Annotated in this window: 13 protein-coding genes; 8 read left to right on the top strand and 5 right to left on the bottom strand. The window is 30.1% G+C overall.

Annotated elements, in window-relative coordinates:
• Positions 1-18: 18 nt before the first annotated feature.
• From AQ1685_RS03045 to AQ1685_RS03035, 3 genes are all read right to left on the bottom strand, one after another.
• Positions 19-714: an energy transducer TonB gene (locus tag AQ1685_RS03045; protein WP_095069340.1), complete on the bottom strand. Its 696-nt coding sequence runs from the start codon at positions 712-714 to the stop codon at positions 19-21.
• An 84-nt stretch (positions 715-798) separates the two neighbouring features.
• Complete coding sequence (locus tag AQ1685_RS03040; protein ID WP_162288548.1) at positions 799-1,635, bottom strand: type IV pili methyl-accepting chemotaxis transducer N-terminal domain-containing protein; 837 nt, start codon at positions 1,633-1,635, stop codon at positions 799-801.
• A gap of 24 nt (positions 1,636-1,659) precedes the next feature.
• The gene (locus AQ1685_RS03035; RefSeq protein ID WP_095069336.1) at positions 1,660-2,019 is read right to left on the bottom strand and encodes a hypothetical protein; all 360 of its coding nucleotides are present in this window, start codon (positions 2,017-2,019) and stop codon (positions 1,660-1,662) included.
• A 426-nt stretch (positions 2,020-2,445) separates the two neighbouring features.
• On the opposite strand from AQ1685_RS03035, the gene AQ1685_RS03030 reads away from it, so the two are divergent.
• Together AQ1685_RS03030 and AQ1685_RS03025 are read left to right on the top strand one after the other, a co-directional pair.
• On the top strand, positions 2,446-5,250 hold the full coding sequence (locus AQ1685_RS03030) for an outer membrane beta-barrel protein (RefSeq protein ID WP_095069334.1): 2,805 nt from the start codon (positions 2,446-2,448) through the stop codon (positions 5,248-5,250).
• A 120-nt stretch (positions 5,251-5,370) separates the two neighbouring features.
• Positions 5,371-7,755 (top strand): GAF domain-containing protein, encoded by a 2,385-nt coding sequence (locus AQ1685_RS03025; protein ID WP_095069332.1) that lies wholly within the window; start codon positions 5,371-5,373, stop codon positions 7,753-7,755.
• 67 nt (positions 7,756-7,822) lie between these two features.
• On the opposite strand, the gene AQ1685_RS03020 is transcribed toward AQ1685_RS03025, so the two are convergent.
• Entirely contained in the window at positions 7,823-8,311 is a 489-nt protein-coding gene (locus AQ1685_RS03020; RefSeq protein ID WP_095069330.1) for a hypothetical protein, read from the bottom strand.
• Positions 8,312-8,414: 103 nt separating this feature from the next.
• Entirely contained in the window at positions 8,415-9,629 is a 1,215-nt protein-coding gene (locus AQ1685_RS03015) for a Pycsar system effector family protein (RefSeq protein ID WP_095069328.1), read from the bottom strand.
• A gap of 86 nt (positions 9,630-9,715) precedes the next feature.
• On the opposite strand from AQ1685_RS03015, the gene msrB reads away from it, so the two are divergent.
• The 6 genes from msrB (at position 9,716) to AQ1685_RS02985 (ending at position 17,827) form a co-directional block, all read left to right on the top strand.
• On the top strand, positions 9,716-10,165 hold the full coding sequence (gene msrB, locus AQ1685_RS03010) for a peptide-methionine (R)-S-oxide reductase MsrB (RefSeq protein WP_095069326.1): 450 nt from the start codon (positions 9,716-9,718) through the stop codon (positions 10,163-10,165).
• Positions 10,155-10,685, top strand: coding sequence for a peptide-methionine (S)-S-oxide reductase MsrA (gene msrA / locus AQ1685_RS03005; protein ID WP_095069325.1), 531 nt, complete (start codon positions 10,155-10,157; stop codon positions 10,683-10,685). The genes msrB and msrA overlap by 11 nt, the downstream gene beginning before the upstream one ends.
• Before the next feature lie 71 nt (positions 10,686-10,756).
• Positions 10,757-11,977 (top strand): bifunctional alpha/beta hydrolase/OsmC family protein, encoded by a 1,221-nt coding sequence (locus tag AQ1685_RS03000; RefSeq protein ID WP_095069322.1) that lies wholly within the window; start codon positions 10,757-10,759, stop codon positions 11,975-11,977.
• Positions 11,978-12,012: 35 nt separating this feature from the next.
• Positions 12,013-13,575 (top strand): protein adenylyltransferase SelO, encoded by a 1,563-nt coding sequence (locus AQ1685_RS02995; RefSeq protein WP_095069319.1) that lies wholly within the window; start codon positions 12,013-12,015, stop codon positions 13,573-13,575.
• 232 nt (positions 13,576-13,807) lie between these two features.
• The gene (locus AQ1685_RS02990) at positions 13,808-17,455 is read left to right on the top strand and encodes a metallophosphoesterase (protein WP_095069318.1); all 3,648 of its coding nucleotides are present in this window, start codon (positions 13,808-13,810) and stop codon (positions 17,453-17,455) included.
• 3 nt (positions 17,456-17,458) lie between these two features.
• Positions 17,459-17,827 carry a DUF423 domain-containing protein gene (locus AQ1685_RS02985; protein WP_095069316.1) on the top strand — a complete coding sequence of 123 codons (369 nt, stop codon included), beginning with the start codon at positions 17,459-17,461 and terminating at the stop codon, positions 17,825-17,827.
• The last annotated feature ends 9 nt before the right edge of the window (positions 17,828-17,836 follow it).

Genomic DNA, 17,836 nt, shown 5'->3' with positions numbered 1-17,836 from the left:
AATTTATACCAATTGATTTTAATCTTCTAGTTCAAAATCAATTGGTATAAAATATTCTACATTAACATAGTTTTCGTTTTGTTTCCCTGGAATAAACTTAGGTAAAAGATTAACCAAACGCTTAGCTTCTTTTTCTAATAATTCACCTTTTTCTGGTCCAGAAGTTGTGATGTTTTTCACGTATCCTTCTTGATCTACTATAAATCGAACCCAGACTCTACCTTCTATTCCCTCAGAAGCAGCGTCAAACGGGTATATTAAATTCTCTAGTATATTATTAGATATCGTTTCTTTTATACATTCTTCTTGATCAGATATAGAATTATCAGAACAAGTAATAAAAACTGGTTGGTCTGTAACTTGATCAAACCTAACATAACTTTTCAAAAGTTGCTCACTACTAGTATTATTTGCTAACAGTGTGTTTTGTCTCTTTTCATTACGTTCAACGATAGTTTTTTGCTTAGAAATTGCTTTAATATTCTTTTTAAGCTTTAGAATGTTATTTGATTTCCTTCTTCTAACGACTCTACTACGTGTAGATATGGCCACGTATTCTTTCTTTTTTGACTTTTTGAAGTGTTCAATAGCACATTTTCCGATACTATTTAAATCTTCAATTTCATGGTCTGAGCTAGTACATACATTATTTTGCGCAAAAGTTATCGTGAAAACTAATGCAAAACAAAATGTTAGATAGTTTTTTGGTCTCATAATATTGGGGGGTATGATTTTTAAACTAATGATTAATGAACCTAAAAAGATTCAACTGATTTTAGATTGATGATCTAAAATTTTTTATTCTATTCTTACCTTTTCATACAAATTGGTAATTTTATTAAACGTTTTGGTTAATTGGTTACTTAATTTATACATCTCAGAGTCTTCGTATCCTTGTTTAAACAAGCGATCCTTGTTAGAAGATACTGATTCCCATAAAGCTGATACTTCACCTAAAGATTCATCAATTCTATCGTTATTAAAACTTGAGATCAATAAGTCATTTAAAGCATTATCTAACTCTGTAAAAACACTCTTTAAATTTCGTTCGCTTTTAGGAGTTTTCAAATCTGATTTATTAGCATAATAATACAATGCTAAACGCTGTGACAACATACGTTGCCTACCTGCTTTATTTATAATCTGTTTTAATTCAGAATCTTCTTCTTCTACAAAAGAATCATTTGAATTAATTTTTCCTTTAGATTCTAAAATAATTGCATTAACTACGTTATTCGCATATTTTAAAATAGTAGAATTCGTATTTACAATTTTTACTGCATCATCTTTATTAGGCTCTGAGGCTAAAAACTTCTTGTACTTTTCCCAAGTTTCCTTTACTTCGCTAATACGTTCTTTAGTTAAATCTGAAGCACTATTTTTCTGTAAAATATTATTTTGCTTTTCAAAAATTATCTTAGTGATTTTTAAATCTTTCTTCGCTTTAAAATCATTAGGATTTGTTAAAAGATAAAGGTAAATCTTACCCATTCTTTGTGTTAACATTCTTTGTTTACCTGAAATGTTAATAGCTTTGTTATATGTAAGAGCTCCAAATTTATTTTGACCATAAATAAAATTCACAGTCATCAATAAAATAAAAGTAAGAGCTATATTACGTAGTCCTTTTCTCATAATGTTGTATTTATACATAAGTAATTAGTAGTCTTTAATATGGAATTTTGAAATTGAACCGTTAGGCGAGAGATATAAAACTATCAACATCGAACCATTTTCAAATTCAACAAGATAATTTTTCTCTTTATCATCTTCCATAATCAACTCATAAGTAGATATGTTACCTTTTTCATCATGTAAACTATCTATTGATTTGGCAAACGCTTTTGCTTCTAACTCTTTTTGTAGTTTCGAGTCAAACTTAGCGTGTAAGAGTGTGGATTTTTTTTCGTTAAATGCTTTTTTAACGAGGTCTAGTGTACTTTTATAATCTTCTTTAGATTGTGAAAAAACGGAAAAAGAAATAAATAACACCAGAATAGAACTGTATAGAACTTTCATGCTGGGGGGTATGTTACTTTATTTATATCAACAGAACAAATATATAAGCATTTATTATAAATTCAAAAAAATCTCAAAGAATTAGATGAAAAAACCCTAATTATTCATGAAAACACCTTTTTTTTAACATAAAATTTAAATTTTATTATTTTTTCAAAGCAATAATTCAAAAATTAACATTCATTAACCATTGTTAACTTATATTAACTTTATAACATTAGTTTTTTTTGTTCTTTTGTCGCGGGTTTGTTGATAAAACTATAATGTTATGAAAAAAGAGAGTTTATAAACTATTATGAATTAATAATTCTAATTACTTAATTATAAACAACTGACCACATAAAAAACACAATTCATTACATTTCTTTTTTTCTACTAAATCAAGTCTAATATTTTTGGCGACTGAAAAAAACTAACAGGGGACACATGAAAAAAATATTATTAATTTTTGTTCTGATTTTATCTACCACAATTCAGGCACAATCTTACAAGTTTAAAATTTCGGGTACGATTAAATCCGACAAAGAAAAAACACCAATTGAAGCAGCAACTATTCACTTAGAAAAAGAAAAAGATAGCACAGTTTTATCTTATACTATATCTGATGATAAAGGTTTTTTCTCGTTAGAAGGAAAGGTATATAGCAAAAAAGTAAAGTTGTTTATTTCATTTATTGGAATGGATGAATACAGTAAACCTATTATTCTTACTAAAGATGCTAATATCGATTTAGGCACCATAGCTTTAAAAGAAGAATCTAATCTCTTAAATGAAGTTGTGATTAAATCTAGAGCACCTATCACTATTAAAAAAGATACTTTAGAATTTAATGTAAAATCTTTTAAAACTAAAAAAGATGCTAATGTAGAAGATCTCTTGAAGAAATTACCTGGTGTAGAAGTTGATGAACAAGGTCAAATTACAGTAAATGGAAAAGCAGTAAACAAGATTTTAGTTAACGGAAAACCTTTCTTTGGAAATGATCCAACAATTGCAACTAAAAATCTTACCAAAGAAATTATAGAAAAAGTTCAAATTACTGATACAAAATCTAAATCAGAGGCATTTTCTGGTGAAAAAGGAGATGCTAACAATAAGACTATTAATCTTACCATTAAGGAAGAAAACAACAAAGGTTGGTTTGGTAGAGTTGCAGCTGGTGGAGGAACAGACGAACGTTATGAGGCTGCCACGATAGTAAATCGATTCGATAATAATACTCGTTTTAGTGTTTTAGCTGGAACTAATAATATTAACTCTCCTGGATTTAGTTTTGGGGAAATCACTAAAATGTTTGGTAATTCAAACAATGTAAGTTTCTTTGGAAATGGACAATTTTCTGTTGGAGGAAGAAATTTTGGTGGCGGACAAGGTATTATAACGTCTAGAACTGGAGGAGCTACCTACGCTGATGAATATGGAAATGGAGTTGATCTTAACGCGAATTATTTTTACTCTGGAAGTAATTCAGAAAATTTAAATAGAAGTAATAGAGAGTATACCGTACAGGTACAAGATCAAAATAATCCTGGTCAAACTAGAGAATTACGTTATTTTACAAATTCTAATTCTAATAGTACTACAGAAAATGATAATCATAGTTTTGATACTGATTTAGATATTGAAATTGACTCTACCTTCTTAATCAATGTTACACCTCGATTTACGTTTAACGATAGAAGCTCTAGCTTTACACAATCTGATGAAAGTTTAGATGAAAATAGGGTGCTTACCAACAGATTTACAAGTAGTGCTGTTTCTAATGCTGAAGCTAAAAACTTTCAAAACACAATTGATATCACTAAAAGATTTGGTAGCAAAGGAGGATTTATTAAAGCGTCTATTACCAATCAAATAGATCAAACAGAAGGAGAAGATTTTAACAATTCTACTATAGAAACTTTTGGAACAAATGCTAATACAGAAATTAGAGATCAAAAAACAGATATTACTAGTGATTTAAACGGATTTAGAACTCGTTTATCTTATCGCCAACCAATTATCGCTAAAAAACTATTCGTTAACTTAAATTATCGTTACAGAATAGACGAAAGAACTAGAGTAGAAAGTACTTTTGACTTTGATAATACAACTCAGGACTTCACAAATTTCAATACTGATTTAAGTACAAACTTTACATTCAATGATATTACTAAAACACCTTTAGTTGGAATTACATATGATACCAAATCATTTAACTTAGATTTCGATATTGGTCAAACCATGAGAACATTAGAAAATCAAGATATTTTAAGACCAAACTTAAGCTTAAATAAAGATTTTAATAATGTTACGATAGATGCTAATATGCGTTACCGTTTCCCTTCTAAAGCTAGAGTATACATTGGATATAATCTAGACAATAATGCTCCTGGAATTACTCAGTTACAACCTTTTACAGATGTTTCTAATCCTTCTAATATTGTATCGGGTAACCCAAACTTAAAACCAAGTCAAGATCATAGAATTTTTGCTAACTTCAATAAATACAACTGGCAAAAAAGAACTGGTTTTTTCTTTTGGGGTGGCGCAAACTTCATCAATAATCAGATTGTAAATAAAACAACAATTGGTGATGATTTAGTTAGAACAACTACTTATGTAAATGCTGATGGTATATATAGTTATTATGGAGGTGGTAGTTATAACAGAGGAATAAAATTAGATTCTGCATCTACATTTAATATAAGAACTGGATTAAGATTTAATGGTTCAAAAAGTATTAACATATTAAATGAAATTGAAAATGTTACAAAAACAAATTCTATTACACCTAGAATTGGTTTTGAATTTAATTGGAAGAAAAAAATAGTAATTACACCAAACTATGAAGTTGCCTTCACTAATACACGTTTCAATGTAAATAATATTGCTGACCAGAATTTTACAAGACATTCACTTCGTATTAGAACCAGAACTAATGTTCCTAAAAAGTTAGAATGGAGAAATGATATTCGTTACACATTTAATCCAAATGTCATTGGCTTTAATAGATCAGCTTGGTTTTGGAATTCAACATTAGCTTATTCGATATTAAAAGATAAAGGTACAATTACATTAAAAGCTTATGATGTACTAAATCAGAACACCAATGCACAGAGAAGTGTCGTTGGAAACTATATTGAAGATTCTGAAAGTACTGTACTTCAACAATATTTCATGCTCGGATTCAGTTGGAAATTCAACAGTCTTGGTAAAAAAGGAGAAGTCAGAAATTATGATTTCGATTAAAAAACATACAAAAGCCATCTTTTAAAGATGGCTTTTTTTATTCAAAATCTGCAAGTTGTCATAGATCAACACGACTAAAAAATACATTTCGTAATTTTGCAATTACAAAAAGAGGTGAAGATGACTATTAGAAGTTTCCATGATAATGTTGATTTAGAACTACCGTTACATATAAATATTAGTTTTAAAAAGGTGTATGATCTTTTTGAGAAATACACTGATGCTCAATACAAAACACATCCTTTTCATGCTGCTGCCGTGAATATGGTAGAAGAAATTGATAAAGTTCCTGAACTTATTAATGGATTTTCAGATTTTACTTTACTTCAAAAATATGAAGAGATTATAAACTTAGTTCTCGATCCGTTGTTTCCTGAAATTTTAACAACTAATGAAATTAAAGCAGCAACAATTCCATTCTCTTTTACTTGTTTTAAATTTACAGAACGCTTCGAAAATATTCTGAATAATGCTGGAGAAGATTATGAATTTAAAGTGAGAAATTTTGAACAAGATGCCATGTATATTTATGCATGTACACTCATTTTATCTTCAATTTACAATTATCATGTAGATTTAAAACGCCCTTTTTATTTTGATATTCCAGATAAAACAATAGATCTTATTAAACATTATCGCGTAGCTTTTAATGGTGATTTCATGGAAATTACTGCTACAGAAAATGCTCCAAAGATTACAGAAGAAGATATCAAATTATTACTTGATAATTTTGGTAATATTGATATTTGGAAAGAAAAATTCCCACCAAACTCCTATATTTTCAAAGGCTTTGGTATCATGAATCTTTTTGATGTTACAGCTGACGAAACTATAAATTCAATTCAAAATAATTTAATAGGTCCAGATGATAATACGATAACTGAAAAAATAAGAGATAACCTAAGAAATTTCTTTGGAATTGGAGATTTAAAAGTTGGGTATTCTTTTTTCGACATCAGTAAAATAAACGAAGGTTCAGTTAAAGTGAAAAGATCTGAAAGTGTTTTATTGACTCAAGAAACAAATATTACCTGCAAAAAATACTTTTGTGATTATGTTATTGATAAAATATTTATAAAAAACGAAAGTATTGTGATTTCTGATACTGACAAATACAAGAAATCATCCGGTGGTAATAAATTTTCAGAAAACTTAGAAAAAAAAGGGATAAAAAGTATCATTCTTATCCCTATTAAAACAGCTAACAATCAAGATTTATTATTACTTGAAATGGCTTCGCCTAGGACTTATGAATTAAACTCTGTGAACAAGCAAAAACTAAAAGATATTGTCCCAATGTTTAAGGCTGCTGCTGAGCGAAATTCAGAAGAATATTTAAATATTTTAGAAGCTACTATTCAAGAGTATTATACTTCTATTCATCCTTCAGTAAAATGGCGTTTTTATGAAGCTGCTGAAAACTATCAGAACGCTCTCTTAGATCAAGAAGAAGATGCTAAAATTGAAAAAATAACATTTCAAGAAGTATATCCTCTATACGGACAATCTGATATTAAAGGTTCTTCAATAGCTCGAAACTTAGCCATAAAACAAGATTTAACAAAACAGCTAAAATCTGCTATACATGTTTTAAATGAAGCTTGCTTCACTGAAACTTTACCTATATATGATGAACTAATGTATAGAGTAAAAGCCTACTTAATAGAAGTCGAAGATGGAATGAAGGCTGGTGATGAAGTTGCAATTTTAGACTTCTTGAAACGTGAAATTTATCCTGTTTTTAATCATATCAAAGAAATTAATGATGAGTTAACTCAACTTGTTGATGATTATATCAATCAATTAGATGAGAATCTACAGGTCGTTTATGAAAAAAGGAAAGATTACGAAAATAGCGTTACTAAATTAAACGATAAACTGGCTAAATTCATTGATAAAAAGCAAGATGAAGCCCAAAAAATATTTCCACATTATTTTGAACGTTACAAAACAGATGGTGTAGAATATAATATGTATATCGGACAATCCATTACTAAAGAAAAAAAATACGATTCTTTATACTTATACAATCTAAGATTGTGGCAACTACAAACCACTTACGAAATGGAAAATGTTGCCTATAATTTGAGAAAAGATTTAGATCATGATTTACGCGTTGCTTCTTTAATTTTAGTTCATAGCAATCCGCTTGCTATTGAATTTAGAATGGATGAAAAACAATTTGATGTAGATGGCGCTTACAATATTCGTTATGAAATTATAAAAAAGAGAATTGATAAAGCTCATATAAAAGGAACTACAGAACGTTTAACAACACCAGGAAAGATCGCTATCGTTTATTCTCAAGATAAAGATGCTGAGGAATATTTAAAATATATTAAATACTTACAATCTAAAAATCAATTAGGAAAAGTAGAAATTTTAGAATTAGAAGATTTACAAGGAGTTTCTGGATTGAAAGCAATTCGAGTAGAAGTTATGTATAATGAAGAAGAACCAGAAAAACCTTTACTAACTGTGGATGAACTAATTAAAAAGTTATAATTTTTATTTATAAGACAAAATAAGCTCTTCAAATTGAAGAGCTTATTTAAATTTAGAATTTTATGAACTAGTTTACTTCTTTTCCGTCTTTATCTAAAAACCTTAATTTATAGTTTCCATCGTTGTCTTTAAATACAACAGTTTTTTCAGTTTCAGGCTTATTAAAGTCCGTTACATTTTTTGCTGTTACAACTAATGTTTTACACGTTTTTTCTGGAGTACAATTGTTATTTGCAATTGCCACAGTTAAACAAACCGTATATTCTCCTTCTCCAATTCCCCAAACAAATGAATTCTCTCCTTGGCTAGTGTCTTTAGCTTCACTCAATTTTCCAGTTGCATCTTTTTGATTTACCTGAAAAGTATAGGTGTAGTCATCCTTTTTTTCAGCTTCAAATTTTAAATCTAGGCCTACATTTTCTGAAATAGTAAAATCTACAGCCTGGCAAGAAGCAGAACCATTATCTGGATTTAAAACGTTAGAATCGTCATCGTTACAAGAAACAAATAAAATTAATGCTAAATTAATTACGAATAGGTTTTTAATGAATTTCATGAAAATTATTTTAAATTATTACTCATGTAATACAATTCAATTGAAATCTACCCTACACTTTAAAGCGATATTTTTAAAAAACTTTTATGGTGAAAAGTTAGAATTATGCTACAGGAACAGTTCCTGTAGTTTGATTATAAAAAGCTAACGCAAATGTAATAACGCTTACAATAATTCCAATCATAAATACTGTATACGTAGTTCGTAGTAAATTATATTTTCTATTCAATACTAAACCTAAGAAATACAAATCTTTAGTTAAAGAACCATATAAATAATCACGATCTTTCATCATTTCACTCATTCCCCATTCAAACTCTTGTAAACTCATTTTATGAAAATTTCCAAAGAAAATCAAATTCACTTTTTTATTTGCAATATCTTCTTTACTAAATTTTCCTTGGGTAACATTTGGTCTTGTTGCTAAAATTGAAAGTATAATAGATATCACTGTAAAAACAACAAAAATAATTGTTGGTATAATTAAATATCCATTAGAAGGATTATCTAACTTCGGAATTAATGTAGATAACGCCATAGAAATAATAATCGCATTTACCGACAGTAAAATATTGGCTTTCGTATCAGCAATATCACTTAAAGTAATATGATTTCTTAAAGCAACACGAAACATGGTTTCAATTCCTCTTTCTGGTAATTCTACCTTATTTTTTTTAAACTGAAGTTCTGCTTTCTTCTGAGATAACTTCTTTTGTTCTCTCTTAATTTTCTTTTCAGTTTTTAAAAGTTGAGCTAAATTCTTGGACTTTTGCTTCTCCCATTTTTTTACTGCGATATCTGTATAAAAACGATGTCCGCTAGTCAAAAAATTAATATTCTTCTTTATCCAATCTGTCTCTTTAATCTTTGAATTAGTCAACAATTCCACTTCTTTGTGAAGTAATTGAGAAAACTCATTATACTTTTTACTTCCTAAATGAGAACAATCTGCATCTTTTATTAGTTTTTCTAATTCTGAAACAGGCTCAACATCCATTTTTGTTGCCAGAATAGTTTTCCCGATAGTATTTATCATATTCCCTTCTACGCCTTCTTTCGATAAAAAATCAGATGCTATAACTACACTTTCTGCTTCATGATTGTTAGGATCAACCGTAAATCCTGTATCATGAAACCAAGCTGCTAAAACCAAACACTCTTTATCATTTTCTGATAATTTTGCTTCTTCTGCTAACTCTGACGATTTTTCAACTACACGAAGTGTATGCGATAAACTATGATAAACTAGTTTCTTGTCTAGTTTTTCATTTAAAATATTCATCACAAAACTTTCTGCTTTTTCTAGAAGAGTGCTCATAAATCCGTAATTTAGTTTAGTAAAAGTAACTAAACTTTAGCAATTTTTATAACGCAAGGTTTCTTGTATTATTTCGACTTATACTTATGCTTACTTGGAAAAATATTATACACTTTACCGTTGATGGTAACCCAACTCCAGATAAAAGAGTTGAGAAAACAGATGAAGAATGGAAAGAAATCCTTTCTCCTGAACAATTTATGATTACTCGATTAAAAGGAACTGAAAGACCTTTTAGTGGAGAACATTGTACTTCATTTACTGAAGGAAAATATAGTTGTGCTTGTTGCGGCACTCCTTTATTTGATTCTTCAATAAAATTTGATTCTAGTTCTGGTTGGCCAAGTTTTACTCAGCCAATAAAAGAGAACGCTATTAAATATCACAAAGATTCTTCACATGGAATGATTCGTGTTGAGATTGTTTGTAATACTTGTGATTCTCATTTAGGTCATGTTTTCCCAGACGGACCAGAACCTAGTGGTTTACGTTATTGTGTAAATTCTTTATCAATTCAATTAGACGATGAAAACTAAAATAGCTACAGTTGGCGGTGGATGTTTTTGGTGTACTGAAGCCATTTTTAATCAAGTAAAAGGTGTTGAAAAAGTAGTTTCTGGTTATGCAGGTGGAAACGCTCCTGGACATCCAACATACAGAGAAATTTGCTCTGGCTTAACAGGACATGCAGAAGTGATTCAGATTACTTATCAACCTGATGTAATTTCTTTTCAGGAAATTTTAATCATTTTTATGACTACTCATGATCCTACAACGCTAAATCGTCAAGGAGCAGATGTTGGTACTCAATACCGTTCTGTTATTTACTATCAGAATGAAGAAGAAAAAAGCATTACCGAAGAAGTTGTAAAACAAGTACAACCTTACTTTGATAATCCAATAGTTACTGAAGTAAGTGAAATGCCAATTTTCTATCCAGCAGAAGATTATCATCAAAACTACTATGAAAACAACAAAGAACAAGGCTATTGCAATTTTGTGATTACTCCTAAGCTTTCTAAGCTTAGAAAATTATATGGTGATAAATTGAAATAAATGCTAGTTTTCTTTTTAGTAAGTAATCATTATTCAACTCGACATAAAACCTGTAAATAAAATATTACTTCATGAAAAGATCTAAACTGAAAATACCTAACAGTAAAGGACAAATTTTAAATGCTTTTTTAGAATTACCAGCAAATCAAAAACCTGATTTCTTTGCCATTTTCGCACATTGTTTTACATGTACTAGTTCTTTAAGTGCTGTAAAAAATATCAGCAGAACACTTACGAATTATGGTTTTGGAGTTGTTCGTTTCGATTTTACAGGTTTAGGTAAAAGTGAAGGTGAATTTCATGAAAGTCATTTTTCTGCAAATGTTGCCGATCTTATTGCGGTAAGTGAATATATGAACACTAATTTTGAAGCTCCTTCTTTATTAGTTGGGCATTCTCTAGGTGGTGCAGCTGTGCTTACTGCAGCAGCAGAATTAACTTCTGTAAAAGCTATAGCAACAATTGGTGCGCCAGCAGATGTAGAACATGTAACGCATTTATTCTCTCACGGAATTCACGAAGTAGAGCAAAAGGGAGAAGTAAATGTGAATATTGGAGGAAGACCTTTTAAAATTAATAAAGAGTTTGTTGATAATTTTACGAAAACAGATTTACCAAGTATTGTAAAAGAATTAAGAAAACCAATTTTGATTCTTCATTCACCAATAGATACTGTTGTGGGTATTAAAAATGCTGAGAAAATATACCATAATGCACATCATCCAAAAAGTTTTGTAACGTTAGATAATGCAGATCATTTATTAACCAATCCAGAAGATAGTAAATATGCGGGTAATGTTATTGGGGCTTGGGTACAACGTTATTTTCCTAAAAAATCAAAAGTAAACTTAGACTCAGCTCAAGAACAAGCTGTTGGACATTTGAATTTAATTGAAGATAATTTCACCACAAAAATTCAAACTAGCAACCATAGTTTAATTGCTGATGAACCTGCTAGTGTTGGTGGAGACGATTTTGGTCCTTCTCCTTTCGATTATCTTAATGCTGCTTTAATTGCGTGTACTACAATGACACTTAAAATGTATGCCAATAGAAAACAGTGGGATTTACAAGAAGTATTTGTATATGTTACTCGTGTAAAAAAATCTAGTGAAGAATTAGGAATAACTTCAGAAGGAATCAACAGACACGACCATTTTACAAAAAAAATAAAACTGGTTGGTGATTTAGACGAAAAACAAAGAGCTCGTTTATTAGAAATCGCTGCAAAATGTCCAGTTCATAAAACTTTAGAAAACAAAGCGTATTTTGAATCTAGTTTAATAGATTAAAGAAGTATCTTTATGTATTATTTCAATAAAAATCTATGATTTTTAATATTAACAATACATTTAGCAATTCGCTTCCAGCAGATAAAACTTTAGAAAACACAAGAAGGCAAGTTGTTGATGCTTGCTTTTCTTATGTTACACCTAAAAAAACAGCAAAACCAGAACTTTTACATGTATCGGAAACTTTACTCGAACATTTAGGTTTGACTAAAGAAGACACAACATCGGATGAGTTTTTGTCGATTTTTACTGGAAATAAAGTTTTAGAAAACACACATTCGTATGCCATGTGCTATGGCGGACATCAATTCGGGAATTGGGCTGGACAATTAGGTGACGGTAGAGCGATTAACCTTTTTGAAATTGATTATAATAATGAACATTGGGCATTACAATTAAAAGGTGCTGGTGAAACTCCATATTCTAGAACGGCAGACGGACTGGCTGTACTTCGTTCTTCTATTCGTGAACATTTGTGTAGCGAAGCTATGCATCATTTAGGTGTACCAACTACACGATCTTTATCGTTGAGTTTAACTGGAGATCAAGTGTTACGTGATGTGATGTATAATGGAAATCCAGATTACGAAAAAGGAGCTGTAGTGTGTAGAGTTGCGCCTAGTTTTATTCGTTTTGGAAATTTTGAAATTTTAGCTGCTCGTCAGAATCATGAAACACTGCAATTGCTTACAGATTATACTATTAAACATTTCTATCCTGAAATTACTTCAGAAGGAAAACAAAAATATCTAGATTTTCTAACTGCTGTTAGAGATCGAACTATTGAAATGGTAGTCCACTGGCAACGTGTTGGATTTGTTCATGGTGTAATGAATACTGATAACATGTCTATCTTAGGATTAACTATTGATTATGGTCCATATGGCTGGTTAGAAGATTTTGATTATGAGTGGACTCCTAATACTACTGATGCACAACATCGACGTTATAAATTTGGCAATCAACCCTACATTTGTATGTGGAATTTATTCAAATTGGCAAATGCGTTATATCCTTTGATTAATGAAGTAGAACCACTTCAAGAAGTTCTAGATACTTTTGAAGGATTATATATTGAGCAGTATTCTAAAATGATGATGCAAAAACTTGGTCTTTCTATCAATGGAGATTATGTTGAACTTATTTCATCTTTAGAAAAGGCTTTACAACTTATAGAAACGGATTATACTATCTTCTTTAGGAATTTAGCTTCAATTTCAAAAAGTGATACAACTGCTAAGGCTATAGAAAAAATAACGTACGCATATTATAACGAAGAAGCTTTACAAGGAGAAGTTTTATTGCAGTGGAAAGATTGGATGAATAATTACATTGAAGTATTACAAAATGAAACTATTGAAGATGATGAAAGAAAAGTTAAAATGAATTCTATTAATCCAAAATATGTGCTAAGAAATTACATTGCACAATTAGCAATTGATGATGCTGATAAAGGAAATTATGAATTAATTGACGAATTATACCAAATGCTAAAGAAACCTTACGATGATCAACCTGAATATGAAAAATGGTTTACTAAGCGACCAGATTGGGCACGACATAAAATAGGTTGCTCTATGCTATCATGTAGTTCTTAATTTAAAAAAATACTCTCAAGTCTCTTATAATTCATTTAAGAGGCTTTTTTTAAGACTTCAGAAAATTAAACTAAGAATATCCTGAATACCGAGTAAAAGTTGATTTATTGACGCAAACCACTTTTTATTTGCAAAAAATTAGCTTTTATTTTAAGATGAAAAACACACATATTGTTTTACTTCAAGCATCTGTAAACTAATTTGTACTTTTGTTAGGAATAACTCTACTACTATGAAGAAATTCTTTGTTTTAGCCATAATTTTTATGTGCATATATGGTTGTGCCAGCTATAAAGCAAAGTACGATGTTAAAAACTACGTACCTAAAAAAATCACCGAGAAAAAACCTACATATTCTTTCTATTTAATTGGAGATGCCGGTAACGTGAAAAATTATGGCGGAAAACTTCCTTCATTAACATATTTTGAAAAAGAACTAATTAATGCTGATGAAAATAGTACAGCTATATTTTTAGGGGATAATGTATATCCTGTTGGAATTTACCCTAAAGATCACAAAGATTATAAACTTTCAAAGTATCGTTTAGAGGTTCAAACCGAAGCTGCAAAGAAAAATAAAGGAAAGACAATTTTTATTCCTGGTAATCATGATTGGTATAATAGTGTAGACGGATTAAAAAGACAGGAAAAACTTGTAGAAAAAGCTCTAGGAAAAAATACTTTTTTACCAGAAAATGGTTGTGGTTTAGATAAAGTAAACATCAACGATAATCTTACATTAATCACAATTGACAGTAAATGGTTTATTACAAACTGGGATAAAGAACCAAAAATAAACGACAACTGTGATATTAAAACTAGAGAACGTTTTATTGAAGAACTTTGGAGCTTATTTAAAAAGAATAGATATAAAAATGTTGTTGTTGCGATGCATCATCCGATGTATTCTAATGGACCACACGGAGGAAGTTTTTCTTTTAAAGATCACATGAGTCCCGCTCCTATTTTAGGAACCTTCAAAAATATGTTACGCTCACATGCGGGAATTCAAACAGATAATTTCCATAAACAATACAGTGATCTTGTTCGTCAAATAGAAACTATCGCTAATGATTTTAAAAACAATATTGTTTTTGTAAGCGGACATGAACATAATTTACAATACATAGAAAATAACGGATTTAAACAAATTGTTAGTGGTTCTGGTTCTAAACAGTCTCCTGCTCTAGCTGGATACGGAGCTAAATTTACTTATGGAAATTATGGTTATGCTAGATTAAACTTTTATGAGGATGGTTCTGCCATAGTGGAATATTATGCCGCTAATGAAAAAGACAAAAATAAACTTTTATTCAGCGAACAAATTATCGATCCAATTAAGAGGAAAACAAATTTTGACTTTTCTGAATTTGAACAACATAAAAAAGAAGTTACAACTTCATTATATACCAAAAACGCAGTAAATGTTTCTGGTTTTCACAAATTCATGTGGGGAGATTTAAACCGTGAAAAATATGGTAAAGAAATTAGTGTTCCTGTTTTAGAATTGGATAACGTTTTTGGAGGTTTAAAACCAATACGTCGTGGTGGTGGAAATCAAACCAACTCTTTGAGACTACAAAATCCTGAAGGAAAACAATACGTACTCCGTTCTATGTATAAAGACGGAAGTAGAATTATGGGTGGCGTTTTAAAAGGTACTTTCTTAGTTGATGTAGTTCAAGATATTTTTACCATGTCACATCCGTATGCTGCTTTTGTAATTCCAGATATGGCTGAAGCTGCAGGAATTTATCATACAAATCCGAAATTATATTACATGCCCAAACAACCTGCTTTAGGTATGTATAACGATATTTTTGGCGGTGGTTTATATCTGTTAGAAGAAAGGCCAGCTGGGAATCGTGAAGATGTTGATTCTTTTGGAAACTCTGAAAAAATCATCAGTACATACGATATGCTAGAAAAAATCAGGAAAAACGGAAAACATACAGTTGATCAAAGTTTTACGGTACGTTCTCGATTATTTGATATGGTCATCGGAGACTGGGATCGTCATGAAGATCAATGGCGTTTTGCTCGATTTGAAACTAAAGATGGAAAAAAATATTACAGACCTATTCCAAGAGATAGAGATCAGCCATTTTCTAAGTTTGATGGAGTTTTGATTCCAGTATTAAAGTTAAATACGCCATTAATCAAAAACATGCAAACTATGGATTATGACATTAGAGACATGAAATGGTATAATAATTATCCTCGTTTCTTTGATGCTGAATTCTTAAATCAATTAACTCTTGACGACTGGTTGAAGGAAGTAAAATACATTCAAGAAAATCTTACTGATGAGGTTATTGAAAAATCAATTCAACAATTCCCTAAAAGCATTTACGATATAGACGGAAAAGAGTTGATTGCTAAAATTAAATCTAGAAGAGATAAATTAGAATCTTTTGCTAGAAAATATTATGCTAAACAAGCTAAGAAAGTTCAAATAGTTGGTACAGACAAAGACGACATCTTTATTATTAAACGTTTGAACGACGATGAGACTAGCATTGAAATCTTAAGAAAACAAAATAAATTTTTTAGCAGAATTTTCAAAACCAGTGAAACTAAGGAAATTCAACTTTATGGTTTAAATGGAAAAGATCAATTTTTTATTTCTGGTCATGTTAAAGAAGGAATCTTATTACGTTTAATTGGAGGACACAACAACGATCTTTACGAAGACAATTCTTCAGTCGAAGGAAATAGTAAAATGACAAAGGTTTACGATTATATTTCAAAGAAAAACACTGTAAACGGACAAGAAGCTGATGATTTAAGAGAAGACAATTATTTTAAAAACACTTACAATCATAGAGATATTGAAAATAATACAACACTTGTTTTTCCAAGTTTAGGAGCTAACCCAGATGATGGTTTCTTCTTTGGTGTAAATGTTACTCATACGCGCTACGGTTTTAAGAAAAGACCTTTTGACAATCAGCATAATTTAACAGCAAACTATTATTCTAGCACAAGTGGTTTTGATATTAATTATACTGGTGAGTTTACTGAGTTTATTGGCAATTGGAGTTTAGAAGTAAAGGCTAGAGCCACAAGTAGTAATTACTCTTTTAACTTCTTTGGGTTTGGAAATGAATCTGAATTTGATCAAAATAATGATTTAGACTTTTATAGAGTAAAACGTGAAGAATTATTAGTTTTTCCTTCTTTAATAAGACGTTTTAACTGGGGAAGTACAGTAAAATTAACCGGAACTTTTGAAGCGATTAAAGTTGACAATACTCCAGGAAGAAACATTACAAACTTCACAAATGGAGTTACAAATATTTTTGATAGAAACTACTTTGTAGGTGGAGAAGTTAGTTTTAATCACAACAGAACAGATAATAATAGCTTTCCAACAAAAGGAATGAATTTCGATGTAACGATGGGAGCTAAAATGAATGCTGATAATACAGATCGTCATTTCGGATATTTAAAAACTTCTTTAGCTATTTATCAAAATTTAGTTCCTAACAGAAGTTTAGTGTACGCTACAGAAGTTGGAAGTCATATTAACTTTAAGAATCGATTTGAAATTTACCATGCATCTAGCCTAGGAGGAAATAGAAGCTTAAGAGGATATAATAATCAGCGTTTTACAGGTACAGAGAGTTTTTATCATTCAAATGATTTACGTTTACGTTTAGGAAGCTTTAAAACGTTTATACCAATGCGTGTTGGAGTAACTGGTGCGTTTGATTATGGTAAAGTGTGGAGTCCTTTTGCTCCCACTTCTAACACATGGAATTCAAGTTATGGTGGATCTTTTTGGCTTAGTGGTTTAGATATGTTTACTGCAAATTTAGCGCTATTCAATGGAGACGATGGAAGTCGTTTTACATTTAGTTTAGGATTTAACTTTTAAAAAATGACTCAAGAAATTACCATATTTATCGCATCAATCTTTGGATTCTTAGCAATTATTTTTGGAGCCTTTGGTGCACATTTATTGAAAAAAAAATTATCATCTGATCAATTAGACAGTTTTGAAACTGGTGTTAAATATCAAATGTATCATGCTATTGCTTTATTAGCATTAGGATTACAGTTTAACGAAAAATACAGCAACACAGTTCTATTATTTAGTATTGGTGTATTTCTATTTTCTTTTAGTATTTATGGCTTAGTATTGTCTGGAGCTTTTGGAAAAAAGATGAAGTTTTTAGGTCCAATTACACCGTTAGGCGGACTTTGTTTAGCTGCAGGATGGTTGTTATTAGGAATTTCTTTTTTATAGTATAAAACT

The organism is Tenacibaculum jejuense (assembly GCF_900198195.1).
In the GTDB taxonomy this organism is placed as follows: Bacteria; Bacteroidota; Bacteroidia; order Flavobacteriales; family Flavobacteriaceae; genus Polaribacter; species Polaribacter jejuensis.
This window is presented reverse-complemented; position numbering and strand designations above follow the sequence as displayed.

What these genes read in the sequence shown, in the direction of transcription:
- AQ1685_RS03045 (WP_095069340.1), bottom strand. Translation starts at nt 714, where the DNA reads ATGAGACCAAAAAACTATCTAACATTTTGTTTTGCATTAGTTTTCACG.
- AQ1685_RS03040 (WP_162288548.1), bottom strand. Translation starts at nt 1,635, where the DNA reads ATGAGAAAAGGACTACGTAATATAGCTCTTACTTTTATTTTATTGATG.
- AQ1685_RS03035 (WP_095069336.1), bottom strand. Translation starts at nt 2,019, where the DNA reads ATGAAAGTTCTATACAGTTCTATTCTGGTGTTATTTATTTCTTTTTCC.
- AQ1685_RS03030 (WP_095069334.1), top strand. Translation starts at nt 2,446, where the DNA reads ATGAAAAAAATATTATTAATTTTTGTTCTGATTTTATCTACCACAATT.
- AQ1685_RS03025 (WP_095069332.1), top strand. Translation starts at nt 5,371, where the DNA reads ATGACTATTAGAAGTTTCCATGATAATGTTGATTTAGAACTACCGTTA.
- AQ1685_RS03020 (WP_095069330.1), bottom strand. Translation starts at nt 8,311, where the DNA reads ATGAAATTCATTAAAAACCTATTCGTAATTAATTTAGCATTAATTTTA.
- AQ1685_RS03015 (WP_095069328.1), bottom strand. Translation starts at nt 9,629, where the DNA reads ATGAGCACTCTTCTAGAAAAAGCAGAAAGTTTTGTGATGAATATTTTA.
- msrB (WP_095069326.1), top strand. Translation starts at nt 9,716, where the DNA reads ATGCTTACTTGGAAAAATATTATACACTTTACCGTTGATGGTAACCCA.
- msrA (WP_095069325.1), top strand. Translation starts at nt 10,155, where the DNA reads ATGAAAACTAAAATAGCTACAGTTGGCGGTGGATGTTTTTGGTGTACT.
- AQ1685_RS03000 (WP_095069322.1), top strand. Translation starts at nt 10,757, where the DNA reads ATGAAAAGATCTAAACTGAAAATACCTAACAGTAAAGGACAAATTTTA.
- AQ1685_RS02995 (WP_095069319.1), top strand. Translation starts at nt 12,013, where the DNA reads ATGATTTTTAATATTAACAATACATTTAGCAATTCGCTTCCAGCAGAT.
- AQ1685_RS02990 (WP_095069318.1), top strand. Translation starts at nt 13,808, where the DNA reads ATGAAGAAATTCTTTGTTTTAGCCATAATTTTTATGTGCATATATGGT.
- AQ1685_RS02985 (WP_095069316.1), top strand. Translation starts at nt 17,459, where the DNA reads ATGACTCAAGAAATTACCATATTTATCGCATCAATCTTTGGATTCTTA.